Source organism: Cellulomonas sp. KH9 (genome assembly GCF_900114185.1).
Lineage (GTDB): Bacteria > Actinomycetota > Actinomycetes > Actinomycetales > Cellulomonadaceae > Cellulomonas.
Window position 1 is genome coordinate 1,123,298 of record NZ_FOSE01000001.1, and the last position, 12,737, is coordinate 1,136,034.

Sequence of the window (12,737 nt, forward strand, 5' to 3'; positions counted from 1 at the left end):
CATGGCGAAGACCGCCCTCATCAACAAGGCGGCCGCGAAGCCGAAGTTCGCGGTCCGCGGGTACACGCGGTGCCAGAAGTGCGGTCGCCCGCACTCGGTGTACCGCAAGTTCGGCCTGTGCCGGATCTGCGTGCGGGAGATGGCCCACCGTGGCGAGCTCCCCGGCGTGACCAAGAGCAGCTGGTAACACCCTCCTGACGTCGGTAGGTCCGCGGCCCTGTCCCAGGGCCGCGGATACCCCGGCGAGAAAGGGCTGACGCCCGATGACCATGACCGACCCGATCGCAGACTTCCTGACGCGTCTGCGCAACGCGAACTCGGCGCACCACGACACGGTGACGATCCCGTTCTCGAAGCTCAAGAGCCACATCGCCGAGATCCTGCAGGCCGAGGGTTACATCTCCGGCTGGACCGTCGAGGACGCGCCCGTGGGCAAGAACCTCACGATCACGCTGAAGTACGGCCCCAACCGCGAGCGTGCGCTCGCCGGTGTCAAGCGCGTGTCCAAGCCGGGCCTGCGCGTGTACGCCAAGTCGACCAACCTGCCGAAGGTGCTCGGCGGCCTGGGTGTGGCAATTCTGTCCACGTCCTCGGGGCTGCTGACCGACAAGCAGGCCGCCAAGAAGGGCGTGGGTGGGGAAGTCCTCGCCTACGTCTGGTAAGTCCGAGACGGAGAGGAGAACAGCCATGTCTCGAATCGGCAGGATCCCCGTCCCGGTGCCGGCAGGCGTCGATGTCACCATCGACGACCGCCTCGTGACGGTCAAGGGCCCGAAGGGCACGCTCAGCCACACGGTCGCCGCCCCCCTGGTGGTGGACCGCGACGACGCGGGAGCCCTCGTGGTGACGCGTCCCGACGACGAGCGCCTTTCGCGCTCGCTGCACGGCCTGACCCGCACGCTGCTGGCCAACCTGGTCACCGGTGTCACGGAGGGCTACATCAAGAAGCTCGAGATCGTCGGCACCGGTTACCGCGTGACGGCGAAGGGCGACAACCTCGAGTTCGCGCTCGGCTTCAGCCACCCGGTCGTCGTCGAGCCGCCGGCGGGCATCACGTTCGTCGTCGAGGCGCCGACCAAGTTCTCGGTGCAGGGCATCGACAAGCAGCAGGTGGGCGAGGTCGCCGCGAACATCCGCAAGATCCGCAAGCCCGAGCCGTACAAGGGCAAGGGTGTGCGGTACGCGGGCGAGAACGTGCGCCGCAAGGTCGGAAAGGCTGGGAAGTAAGCCATGGCTATCGGCATCAAGGGCAAGGGCACGTCCATCGCCCGTCGTCGCCGCCACCTGCGCCTTCGCAAGAAGGTCGTCGGTACGGCCGCTCGTCCCCGTCTCGTCGTGACGCGCTCCGCGCGGCACATCACGGCCCAGGTCGTCGACGACGCGATCGGCAAGACCGTCGCGTCCGCGTCGACGCTCGAGGCCGACCTCCGCGCGAACGACGGCGACAAGACCGCCAAGGCCAAGAAGGTCGGCGAGCTCATCGCCGCCCGTGCCAAGGCCGTCGGCGTCGAGGCGGTCGTGTTCGACCGCGGCGGCAACAAGTACCACGGTCGCGTGGCCGCAGTTGCTGACGGCGCCCGCGAGGGTGGTCTGAACCTGTGACGACGAACTCCGCATCGAAGAAGAGGACTTTCTGATGGCTGCTCCTCAGCGCAGCAACACCGGTGCCGGTGGCACCGGCGGCGACCGCCGGGACGGCGGCCGTCGTGACGGCGGGCGGCGCGGTGACGCCGCCGAGAAGAGCGCGTTCGTCGAGCGCGTCGTGACCATCAACCGTGTCGCCAAGGTCGTCAAGGGCGGCCGCCGGTTCAGCTTCACCGCGCTCGTCGTGGTGGGCGACGGTGACGGCACGGTCGGTGTCGGCTACGGCAAGGCCAAGGAGGTGCCCGCGGCGATCGCCAAGGGTGTCGAGGAGGCGAAGAAGAACTTCTTCCGCGTCCCCCGCATCCAGGGCACCATCCCTCACCCCGTCCAGGGTGAGAAGGCCGCCGGTGTCGTGTTCCTGCGTCCCGCGTCGCCGGGTACCGGTGTGATCGCCGGTGGTCCGGTGCGTGCGGTGCTCGAGTGCGCCGGCATCCACGACGTGCTCAGCAAGTCGCTCGGGTCGTCCAACGCGATCAACATCGTGCACGCCACGGTCGAGGCCCTGCGCTCCCTCGAGGAGCCCGAGGCCGTGGCCGCCCGTCGTGGGCTGCCGCTCGACCACGTCGCGCCGCACTCGCTGCTGCGGGCGCAGGCCGAGGGCCGTGCCGCTGCTGTGGCCGCGAAGGCAGGTGCGTGATGGCGCGTCTGAAGGTGACCCAGACCCGGTCCGCCATCGGCGGAAAGCAGAACCAGCGCGACACGCTGCGCACCCTGGGCCTGAAGCGGATCGGCGACGTCGTCGTCAAGGAGGACCGCCCTGAGATCCGCGGCATGGTCAAGACGGTGACGCACCTCGTCGCGGTCGAGGAGGTCGAGTGACCATGGCCGACGACAAGAAGGCCGACGAGAAGACGACGGAGACCACCGAGGCGCCCAAGGCCGCCAAGAAGGCTCCGGCGAAGAAGGCCGCCGCGAAGACGGAGTCCGCTCCGGCTGCGGAGAAGAAGTCGACCAAGACGGCTGCGGCCGCCAAGGACGACTCCGCCACGGCCGAGTCCTCCGCGAAGGCCGAGAAGGCCCCCGCGAAGAAGAAGGCCCCGACGGCTGCCGCCAAGGCTGCCGCCGAGGCCGCTGCCCAGCCCGGCGCCGGTGGCACCCTCAAGGTGCACCACCTGCGTCCGGCCCCGGGCGCCAAGACCGCCAAGACCCGTGTGGGTCGTGGTGAGGCGTCCAAGGGCAAGACGGCCGGCCGCGGTACCAAGGGCACCAAGGCCCGGTACCAGGTGCCGGACCGCTTCGAGGGTGGGCAGATGCCGCTGCACATGCGGCTGCCCAAGCTCCGCGGCTTCAAGAACCCGTTCCGCGTCGAGTACCAGGTCGTCAACCTGGACAAGATCTCGGCGCTGTACCCCGACGGCGGCGACGTGACGGTCGAGTCCCTGGTCGCCAAGGGCGCGGTCCGCAAGGGCCAGCCCGTCAAGGTGCTGGGTGACGGCGAGCTGACCGTCAAGGTCGCGGTGGACGTGGACAAGTGCTCCGCCTCCGCCAAGGAGAAGATCGAGGCCGCCGGCGGGAGCGTCGCGCAGGGCTGACGCCCCGCCTGACGTCCGCACGGCTGGACCACCCGAAGCGGGCGGTCCCGGGAGAGATCCCGGGGCCGCCCGCTTCGTCGTACCCGGGAGTGACCGCGACATCGTCGGGTGTGACTATTCTCGAAAGGTTTCGGACGGGTCGGGAGCGTGCGATCGGCTCAACACTGCGGTCAGGAGGCCTACGACTTAGCACGGGTCGGCCGGGTGCGCGCGGCAAGCGTTTTCAACTTTCGAAGGGCAGGGTGAAAGGTGTCGGAGGCTGGGAACTAGCACCCGTCGTTGTGGGGGAGTAGGTCCGACGCGTCCGCTCTGCGGCGGTTCCCCGCGGTGGACGCCCTCCTGGACGGATGACCTACTGGAGTCCTGGACGGCCGTCCGGGAGCCCCGCTCACGAGGAGCGGAGGGCACCGCGGCCGATCGGATGACAGGGGATCACGGGACATGCGCGCAGTGGTGGGCCACGGGCCGCGGAGGGGCACGCGTCGAGCTTCCCTCGGTGCTGTGCTCGCGCTCGTCCTGGGCCTGGGTGTTGCGCCGGTCGTGGGAGTGGCCACCGCGGCCCCGGCCGCTGCCGCACCGGTCGGCGTCATCGAGGCCAGCCTCACCAACCACACCGGAGCCAGCGGGACCGGCGACACGACCAGCAACTGCGTGAAGTTCGACCCGGCCTCGGGTACATGGTCGAACGGTCAGGTGCGTGCTGCTCACGGGCGCCCGATGCGGGAGACGCGGTTCTGGTACGTCTTCGGATGGTCCACCTGGGAGAGTGACGCGGCGTCGCCCTGCCCGGCCACCCTCGATGCGGTCGGATACGGTGCGAGGGAGTTCTGGTCCGGGATCATCCGGTACCAGGAGCGGGCGCCCGGGCAGAGCGTCATCAGCCTGACCCCGGGGGCCACTGCGAGCGTCCCGGCCGGCAGCTCGTTCCTGCTCGGCACGTTCAGCCACCAGAACAGTCGCGTCCAGACGGCCGCCACGTCGTTCAGGGGTGCGCTGGGCCTCGGCGTCGGCGGGAACCGGTTCTCGACGGAGTACGTCCTCGACGAGCCTGCCGGGACCGTGACGTTCAGCAACCTCATCCGTGCCGAGACGGTCACCCTCGACGGGATGTCCTACCGACTGAGCGTCCAGGGCTTCACGTCGGCCGGGACCGGGAACGCGCAGTGCGCCCAGAGTCCGACCGGCACGCTCTCCAGCACGATCTCCACGGTCGAGGCGACGACCACCGTCGCGTGCCTGTGGGCCCGCCTCGACCAGATCCGCCCGGTGACGGTGGTCAAGCAGGTCGCGGCCGTGGGCGATGCTCCCGCGGTGATCCCCGCCAGCACCTTCACCTCGGACTCCACACTCGCGGGCTCCCCGTGGAAGGCCCCGGCCTTCACGCTCACCCCGACCGCGATCACGGGACCGGGCAGCAGTGTGGCCCTCGCGGCCCGTGAGTTCCGCGCGACGGGGGAGACGCTCACGCTGACCGACGGCGTGGCAGGCGCCGGGTGGGAGCTGACGGCGATCACCTGCGTCGACGGTGAGGGCACCGGTCTGGCATCGGGTGCGACCGTCGACCTGGCCGCGCGCCGCCTCGTGCTGGCGAACGTGCCCGAAGCCGCGCGAAGCGCCGCCGTCCCCATCACGTGCACCTTCCTCGGCAGCTACGTCGCGCCGACCACGCTGACGCTCATCAGCACGACGATCCCCAGCGGGACCGCAGCCGTCCCGACCGGTGGCTGGTCGTTCTCGGTCGACGCGCTGGGCTCACCCCTCGTCACCGGCACCGACGGCTCCGCCGTCGCGACGATCCCGGTGCCCGACCCGACGCGGGTCGTGCAGGTCACCGAGACCGTCCAGGCGGGATTCGTGTTCGACCGGGTGAGCTGCCGGCGCAACGACCAGACGACTCCCTCGTCCACGGTAACGGTGAACCCGTACCGGCTGACCCTCGAGCGTGGGCGCAGCCACACGTGCACCGTGGTGAACCTGCGGGCGTCGGTCGACCTGGTCAAACGCGCGTACCGCGCGACCGACACCGGGTTCACCAGCCCGCTGGCCGCGGCGCAGCAGCGGCAGGCCGGGACGGCGCTGGTCTGGCGATACACGGTACGCAACACAGGCCAGACGCCCCTCAGGGACATCGTCCTGGGCGACCGGGTCACGACGACCCCGCGGGGTGGCACCGGGACGGAGAGCTGGGCCGAGATCACCTGTCCCGGGGTCGCCGTGGTGAAGGGCCCGACCACCGTGAGCATCGCGTCCTTGGCTCCTGACCAGGAGGTCCACTGCCAGTCGTCGGGGGTGCTGTGACCCCCTCGATCCACGCGACCACCGCCGTCTCCACCGACTGTTCCACACCTCGGGGCCTCCGCCCGGACGTCCCAGCTCTCGCCTCCGGGCGGACCGACCAGAAGGGCACGACCATGAACAAGAAGACCAAGGGCATCATCGCCGGGACCGCCGGTATCGCACTCCTCGCGGGCGGCGCGACGTTCGCGACGTGGAGCGACTCCGCGACGCAGAACGGTGGAGTGATCACCTCCGGCAACCTCGACATCGAGCCCGTCGGCGCCCCGACGTGGTACGACGTCTCCGCCGACCGGACCGACGGCGGCGCCGTGACGCCGGTGACCAATCTGCCCGCCCACACGGTCGACCTGACGCAGTGGAAGATCGTTCCCGGCGACCGTGCCGAGGCCACGTACTCGTTCGACGTCAAGCTCGAGGGCGACAACCTGGCCGCCAAGCTGGACCTGTCGAACTTCCCGAGCCTCGCCGCCAACGGCGCGACCGCGTCGTACAAGGTGTACGACAAGGACGCGGCCGAGATCACCAGCAAGGTGGTCGGGGGCAAGCTGACGTTCGTCGGCGGGGACGCCGGCCCGAGCCTGAAGAACGCGAGCAACGTCGTGGTGGACGGCGCGACCGGACCGGGCGGCGCCGCCATCGCGGACGTGCACGTGGTGGTGACCGTCGACTTCGCCGCAGACCGGCGGGAGAACGTGCAGGCGGACGTCTTCACCCTGGGCCAGGTGGGCGTCAGCCTCACGCAGGTCCGCGGCTCCGCAGAGGTTGCGGGCTTCTGACTGGCCACCCGGGCGGCGTGCGGCGCGCTCCGCCCCGCCGCCCGGGTCTCCAACGCTCCCCGACATCGGTCCGCACGGACAGGAGGACGCCATGACGCAGTTGTCCACGACTCGTGACAGCCGGCTCGCCGGAGTCCTCTCCAGTCTCACCACGGCCGCGCTCCTGGCGTCACTCGCACTGGCCGTCGCCCTCGTGGTCGTCCCGCGCATGCTCGACGGTGCCGCGCTGACCGTCCTCACCGGTTCGATGGTTCCGACGTACAACCCCGGCGACGTCGTGGTGGTCCGCGGTGTCAAGGACGCCGCCGCCGAGGTGCGGACCGGTGATGTCGTCTCCTTCCAGCCGTTGCCGGACGACCCCACGCTCGTGACGCACCGTGTCGTCGAGGTGCGGTCGACGTCCGACGGCCCGCGCTGGGTCACCCGCGGCGACGCCAACGGTGCCGACGACGAGCCCTTGCAGGCCAAGCAGATCAAGGCCGAGGTCGTCTACCGCGTCCCCTACGTGGGGCACGTGACGCTGGCGGTCGGCCAGCACCGCTCCGCCGTCGTCATGGGTGCCGCCGTCGCGCTGCTCGTGTACGGGGCGTGGATGGTGCTGACCCCCGACCGCGCCCGCAGCGCCGCCCGTGCCGCAGCCGGACCCGGCGAGGAGACCCCGGAGAGCCGCGCGGAAACCGCCCGGACCCCTGCGGCCGACTCCGCCGAGCAGCGCGCGTCGAGCGTGCAGGTCGTCTCGTGAGGGGCCGCCGCATCGCCGCGGTCGCGCTGTCCGCCGTCCTGGTGGCGTCGGTCGCGGGGGGTGCCACCTATGCCCTGTGGTCGACCGACGCCGAGGCCTCGATCGGCGTCCTGCGCTCCGGCGATCTCGACCTCGAGCTCGTCGGCGGCGTGCACTGGGCCGAGACGTCACCGGGCCTGACCGGCCACCGGATCGACAGCGGCGCGGGCGGTGCGGCGGACCACCTCGCGGTCCCCGGCGACTCGTTCACCGTCGCCCAGAGGTTCCGGACGACTCTCGAGGGCGACAACCTGCGCGCGCAGCTCAGCGTCCGGTGGCTGCCCGCGACGTCCGTCCCGGCGGGTGTCGCCGGCACGTACGTGGTGAGGTCCGGCTCGCAGGTCGTCAGCGGGCCGACGCAGCTCGGGACGCCCGTGACGCTGCCACCGGCGCGGCTGGGCAGCGACGTGTCGGAGTGGGAGGTCGTTGCCACCGTGGTGTGGGGTGGCTCCGACCGCGTCGTCCCCCCGGCGGCTCTGGCAGCCCCGCCTGCCACGTCCGTCAACGGCGCGCTCCAGCTCGACCTCCAGCAGGTGCGTGCCGGCGACGGGTTCACGACACCGTGACCGGCCTGCGGGAACGGCTGGTCGGCCTACCGACCGTGGTGGTGCTCGTGCTGACCGTCGCCGTGGCGGGCCTGGTGGGTGCCGCCGGTGGCGGGACGCTGGCCCTGTGGCGCGACGTCGAGCAGGTCACCGCGAGCATGCCGGCCGGCGTCGTCGTCTTCGGTGCCGGGGCACCCGCTCCGGCGGGGCCCCTCGCCGACTACGCCACCGGACCCGATGACACCGTCGAGTTCAGGTTCGGACCCGGCGCGGCGGAGACGCTCTACACGACCGGGTCGGTGTTCATCCCGATCCAGGTCGATGCGCTGGCGCAAGGCCACCGAGGGCTGCGGTACACGGTGTCACGCCAGATCGCGCCCGGTGGGGTCTTCGCCGACTCGGTCCTCCGGCTCGTCAAGGTCCCGAGGATGGCCGACTGCCGGGCCGGCGTGGTCGGCGAGGAGACGACGGGGTCTGCCCCCGTCACGGCCGACTACAGCACGACCACGGCCCTGACGACGGAGTACTGGTGCCTCGCGGCCGCGTTCCAGCCGATGAAGGGCACGTACGACAACCAGGCGTCCGTCACCGCCGGCGTGACGACGTCGAGCGGCGCAGCGGCTGGCACGGTCAGCGACCAGGACGGCTGGAGCGCCCAGGTGCGCAAGACCTTCGTCCCCGCGAACGAGGGTACGCACCGCGTGACCTTCTCGTTCACGACCTTCAGGGCGGGCGAGTGACCCGGGCACGCAGGGCGGGGGTCACGCTCACCATCGGGGCACTGCTCGTGCTCGGCGCAGGACCCGGCGCGGCCGCGGCCCAGGACGACGCGCTCGCGACAGCGTGGCAAGGGCCGACCGTCAGTCTGGCCTGGGACGGGTCGACGTACTCGACGACCTCGACGTCCTTCTCCGGCACCCCCGTGGTCGTCCCGGGGGACGTGCAGGGGCGCACCATCACCGTCAGGAACGACGGTCCCACGGACGCGGTGCTGCGTGGATGGGTCCACGCGGTCGACCTGCTCGACCCCGGTGCCCGCGACGTCCATCACGCGACCGGTGTGCCGCAGGGGGACTTCTACTCCGACCTGACGCTCGCCTGGCGGACGGCGTCGGATGACGGCAGCGCGTCGTTCCGCCAGCTGGCCGCAGCGGGCCGGACCGCGGTCGTCGACGTCCCGCTGCCGCGCGGCGCGAGCACCGAGGTCACCCTCGTGACGGCGTTGCCGCTCGAGGCCGACTCCGGCAACCGGGCCAACGTGGCGCCCCGACGAGCGACCTACGAGTTCCTGCTGCGGCTCGACGGGCGAGTGCCCGGTGCGACCGAGCCAGGCTCGTCCGGGTCGGGTGTGCCCCAGGCGGGCGGAGACGGCATCAGCACGGGGCCGGGCGTCTCGTCGGACGCGGCCCTCGGACACGGTGAGCGAGCTCGATCCCCTGATCGCTCCGCGGCGCTCGCCCTCACCGGCCTCGAGGCGGTGCGTGCCGCGCTGCTCGCGGTGGTCGGCATCGGTACCGGGTCGCTGCTGCTGGGTGCCGCCCGGCGGCGTCGCGACGCCTCGGAGGCGGACCCGCGCGGGGTGTCGCCGGCGCCGCGGTAGGACTCGCCGGCGAACGGACGAGCGTTCGCCCGACCCGCCGCCGTACCCCCCGCGCCGGCCGGTCCGGCGCGCTCCCGCGTGCCCGGGCCGCACCGCCACCCCGGAGTGACGTACGCCACGAGACGACCTGCGCGTCCCGTGGGACGCAGGTCCCGACCGCCTCCGGGTGAGCGATCGGCGATCCCGTCACGGGGCGCCGGACAACGCCGACATGTCCTGCCGTTGCCCCGTTTGACGTACTGGACGTTCACCCGGTCGGGCGTGCGTACTGGAGTCCACCACCCGGACGGAGCAACGACCGCTCCCTCCCGGTGGCTGGTGAGAGGACGCAGCAGGAGGAACGGCATGCGCACGCACGGCATGCATCCGGTCGGTGGTCGCCGGTCACGAGCCGCAGCCCCCACCCGCGGCCCTGCTCGCGTCGTCGCGGGCGCCGCGGTCCTGGGGTTGGCCCTGGCGCTCGTGCCCGCGGCGGACGTGCTGCCGGCGGGTGCGGCGGACGAGCCGCTCGTCGGCAGCACGACCGGCGCGCCGGTGTACGCCACGGGGGCGCCGCACCCGAGCGCGAAGGCCCCGGAGATCGCCTGGATCTCCTGGGCGCAGGCGGGTCGCCGGATCGCGGACGGGACCACGGTCACCAACTGGCACGCGATGGGCGACGACACGTGGCTCGAGGTCACCTGCACGCTGTCCGACCTGTCGGGCGACGGCCCCGTGGCCGCGTACACGCCCAGCGGGAACACCTGGCAGAACGGGGACGGGACGACCGGCCGGTCGACGGACGGGCTCGGGCAGCTCTACCCCGGCATGCCGCCCGCGGGGATCCGGCAGGTGACCGACTTCGGCCTCACCCGGTTCACGGTGTCCTGCGAGGCGGAGGTCGTGCGCTACGACCAGGGCGGTCGCGCGGGTGGCCGCCGCCTGGGCAGCGACCCGGTCGAGCTCGGCGGGCTGGTGCTGGCCGAGGCCGAGTCGCTCAGCCAGGGTGAGAACCCCGCGAGCGAGTGGGTGGTCGAGCACGTCCGGGCGACGGCGCAGTCGTCGACGGGCTCCCCGTGGCGCGTCGTCGACCGCTACCAGGGGCGCTGCGCGAACCGGACGCACACCGCGACCGTCGACGTCACGCAGTCGGGCCGGGACTGGTCGGCGCGGCTCTCCAACGAGGCGGAGCAGTGCGCGGACGGGTCCGCCACGGCCGTCCTGCTGGCCCAGGACGTCGAGCAGCTCGAGGTCGAGCTGCTCGGCGAGGGCTACAGCGCCGCAGCGGTGGGCTACGTGCTCGGCGTCGACCACGGTGACGCACCGCAGAGCTACGGCGTGGCCGGTGCGCTCGTGCGGCCGACGTGGAGCGGCGGGGAGCTGTGGTGGGGGACGACCCGCCTGGCCGGGACCGTGTGCGGGTCCGGCTGCGGGCAGGTGACCACCCCGGTCGCGACCCGGGGCGGCCCGCCCACCGGCCTCGGCGTCGACACCCGGGCGAACACGACGGTGCCGTTCAGTGCCGACGCGAGCGCCGACGTCCCCGACGAGGACGTGTTCGGCGCGGGCGGCACCCCGGCGACGGTCGAGGTCGAGCCGGTCGTCCAGGCCTCGTACGCCCTGACGACGGCGCGTTGCCGCGGGGGCGACGCGCACGTGGCCGCCTGGCTCGACTGGGACGGCGACGGGAGGTTCGACGACGACGAACGGTCCGACGTCGTGCCGTGCCCCGGCGCCTCGCCCGACGGCGGCACCGTGACCCTCACCTGGTCGTCGGTGCCCGCGGACGCGGTCGGCGGCGCGTCGTTCCTGCGGCTGCGCACCTCGACCGCGGCGGCGGAGCTCGGCTCCGGCACCGGCCCCGTGCTGGCCGGGGAGACCGAGGACTGGCCGGTGCAGCTGCTGGTGACGCGGCTCGCGCTGACGAAGTCCGCGGACGTCCCCTACGTGACCGCCGAGACCGGGACGGTGCGGTACACGGTCACGGTCACCAACACCGGGAACGTGGGGTTCCCCGCCGAGCGGCCGGCGCACGTGGTCGACGACCTGGGCGCTGCGCTGCCGTACGGGACCGTCGGCGCCGTCACGGCGTCCAGCGGCACGGTCGTGGTCCAGGGCGACCGGATCACGTGGTCCGGGCCCCTCGCGGCCGGTGCCACGGTGACGCTCACGTACGAGCTGACGATCACGAGTATCCCCCACGCCCCCGACACCGCGGTCCGCAACGTCGCCCTCGCGACGACGGTGCCCCCCGGTGACGACGACCCGGTCACCTGCGAGGACGGGTCCGTCACGCAGCTGGCGGGCCGGTGCGCGGCCGTCGACCTGCCGGGCGTCGGGCTGAGCGTGGAGAAGACCGCGGCCGTCGACGGCGTGCCGCTGCCCAGCGGGGCGACCCTCGCCCCCGGGACCACGGTGACCTGGAGCTACGTCGTGCGGAACACCGGTTCGCTGCCGGTGCGGCAGGTGTCGGTCGCCGACCTGGTGACCGAGACCCGCGACGGGGACCCGCTCGTGACCGACGAACCGCTCCACCTCGACTGCGGCGCGCACGGCAGCGGCACCGACGTGACCGTCGCCGAGCTGGCGGCGGGCGCCCACGTCACGTGCACCGCCGGGCGCCAGGTGGTCCCGCGGCCCTGACCGGGCAGCCCGGGCACCTCGTCCTCCGAACCCCCCGAACCCCCGAACCCCCGAACCCCCGAACCGCATTCTCCCGTCCGGGAGGTGCTGCACCGCCCGTCCCGGGCGTCGACCAGAGAGGCAGGCAACCATGAAGAACAGGACCAAGGGCGTCATCGCCGGGGCAGCCGGCGTCGCCCTCCTGGCCGGCGGCACGACCTTCGCGCTGTGGAGCGACAGCGCCTCGGTCGCCGGCGGCGTGATCACGAACGGCAACCTGGACGTCGCGCCGGTGGGCACGCCCGCCTGGCAGGACGTATCGGACGACCGCGCCGACGGCCCGCACGCCATCGACATCGACACCTGGCGGATGGTCCCCGGCGACGTGGCCGAGGGCACGTACGGGTTCCAGGTCGCGCTCGAGGGTGACAACCTCGTCGCCGAGCTGAAGGTCGACACCGCGGACCCCGCGGCGACGCTGCCGACGGGCATGAGCGTCACGTACGACGTCCGCGACGCCGACGGCAAGGTCCTGGCGAGCGACGTCGCCCTGGGCGCGGACACCACGCTCCGCTTCCGGGCACCCCGCGAGGGGCGGGCCGCCGGCAGCCCGACCGACACCGACGCCGTCGTCGTGGACCGGACCGAGGTGAAGACCGGTGCCGACGCCACCGCGAACCTCACGGTCGTGGTGACCGCGACCTTCGCCTACGGGACGCCCGACCAGGTGTCCGTGCAGGAGACGACCACCCTCGGCGGCCTCGCGGTCACCCTGGAGCAGGTGCGCTCGGGGACGGACTTCACGGCCACGACGCCCACGCCCGCGCCGTGACCGCACGTGGTGGGGCGGGTCGGCGCCCGCCCCACCACGACGCGTCCCCGACGGAGCCGAGCAGCACACCCGCCCCGCCCCGCCCGCACCCCGCCGGGTCCCGAACCCGCCCGCACCCCACCGGGCCC

At 72.6% G+C, this 12,737-nt stretch carries 15 protein-coding genes; all 15 read left to right on the forward strand.

Annotated features, from left to right (window positions below; genetic code table 11):
• Nucleotide 1: 1 nt before the first annotated feature.
• A complete protein-coding gene (locus BMZ16_RS05115; RefSeq protein ID WP_046528982.1) occupies nt 2-187 on the forward strand; it encodes a type Z 30S ribosomal protein S14 in 186 nt (61 codons plus the stop codon).
• 76 nt (nt 188-263) lie between these two features.
• Complete coding sequence (gene rpsH, locus BMZ16_RS05120) at nt 264-662, forward strand: 30S ribosomal protein S8 (RefSeq protein WP_046528981.1); 399 nt, start codon at nt 264-266, stop codon at nt 660-662.
• A gap of 25 nt (nt 663-687) precedes the next feature.
• Complete coding sequence (gene rplF, locus BMZ16_RS05125) at nt 688-1,227, forward strand: 50S ribosomal protein L6 (protein ID WP_089798436.1); 540 nt, start codon at nt 688-690, stop codon at nt 1,225-1,227.
• A 3-nt stretch (nt 1,228-1,230) separates the two neighbouring features.
• Complete coding sequence (gene rplR / locus BMZ16_RS05130; protein WP_089798437.1) at nt 1,231-1,602, forward strand: 50S ribosomal protein L18; 372 nt, start codon at nt 1,231-1,233, stop codon at nt 1,600-1,602.
• 34 nt (nt 1,603-1,636) lie between these two features.
• Complete coding sequence (gene rpsE / locus BMZ16_RS05135) at nt 1,637-2,281, forward strand: 30S ribosomal protein S5 (RefSeq protein WP_089798438.1); 645 nt, start codon at nt 1,637-1,639, stop codon at nt 2,279-2,281.
• Entirely contained in the window at nt 2,281-2,463 is a 183-nt protein-coding gene (rpmD, locus tag BMZ16_RS05140) for a 50S ribosomal protein L30 (RefSeq protein WP_013117860.1), read from the forward strand. Before rpsE ends, rpmD begins: the two co-directional genes overlap by 1 nt.
• 2 nt (nt 2,464-2,465) lie before the next feature.
• Entirely contained in the window at nt 2,466-3,176 is a 711-nt protein-coding gene (rplO, locus tag BMZ16_RS19530; RefSeq protein WP_089798439.1) for a 50S ribosomal protein L15, read from the forward strand.
• A 501-nt stretch (nt 3,177-3,677) separates the two neighbouring features.
• Nucleotides 3,678-5,474 carry a prealbumin-like fold domain-containing protein gene (locus BMZ16_RS05150; RefSeq protein ID WP_089798440.1) on the forward strand — a complete coding sequence of 599 codons (1,797 nt, stop codon included), beginning with the start codon at nt 3,678-3,680 and terminating at the stop codon, nt 5,472-5,474.
• Nucleotides 5,475-5,587: 113 nt separating this feature from the next.
• Nucleotides 5,588-6,250 (forward strand): alternate-type signal peptide domain-containing protein, encoded by a 663-nt coding sequence (locus BMZ16_RS05155; protein ID WP_089798441.1) that lies wholly within the window; start codon nt 5,588-5,590, stop codon nt 6,248-6,250.
• A gap of 91 nt (nt 6,251-6,341) precedes the next feature.
• Entirely contained in the window at nt 6,342-6,992 is a 651-nt protein-coding gene (locus BMZ16_RS05160; protein ID WP_089798442.1) for a signal peptidase I, read from the forward strand.
• On the forward strand, nt 6,989-7,597 hold the full coding sequence (locus BMZ16_RS05165) for a hypothetical protein (RefSeq protein WP_089798443.1): 609 nt from the start codon (nt 6,989-6,991) through the stop codon (nt 7,595-7,597). The genes BMZ16_RS05160 and BMZ16_RS05165 overlap by 4 nt, the downstream gene beginning before the upstream one ends.
• The gene (locus BMZ16_RS05170; RefSeq protein ID WP_089798444.1) at nt 7,594-8,316 is read left to right on the forward strand and encodes a SipW-dependent-type signal peptide-containing protein; all 723 of its coding nucleotides are present in this window, start codon (nt 7,594-7,596) and stop codon (nt 8,314-8,316) included. Before BMZ16_RS05165 ends, BMZ16_RS05170 begins: the two co-directional genes overlap by 4 nt.
• The gene (locus BMZ16_RS05175; RefSeq protein ID WP_089798445.1) at nt 8,313-9,176 is read left to right on the forward strand and encodes a hypothetical protein; all 864 of its coding nucleotides are present in this window, start codon (nt 8,313-8,315) and stop codon (nt 9,174-9,176) included. The genes BMZ16_RS05170 and BMZ16_RS05175 overlap by 4 nt, the downstream gene beginning before the upstream one ends.
• A 345-nt stretch (nt 9,177-9,521) precedes the next feature.
• The gene (locus BMZ16_RS05180) at nt 9,522-11,798 is read left to right on the forward strand and encodes a CshA/CshB family fibrillar adhesin-related protein (RefSeq protein ID WP_143082759.1); all 2,277 of its coding nucleotides are present in this window, start codon (nt 9,522-9,524) and stop codon (nt 11,796-11,798) included.
• Between the two features lie 130 nt (nt 11,799-11,928).
• Complete coding sequence (locus BMZ16_RS05185; protein WP_089798447.1) at nt 11,929-12,609, forward strand: alternate-type signal peptide domain-containing protein; 681 nt, start codon at nt 11,929-11,931, stop codon at nt 12,607-12,609.
• Nucleotides 12,610-12,737 lie beyond the last annotated feature (128 nt).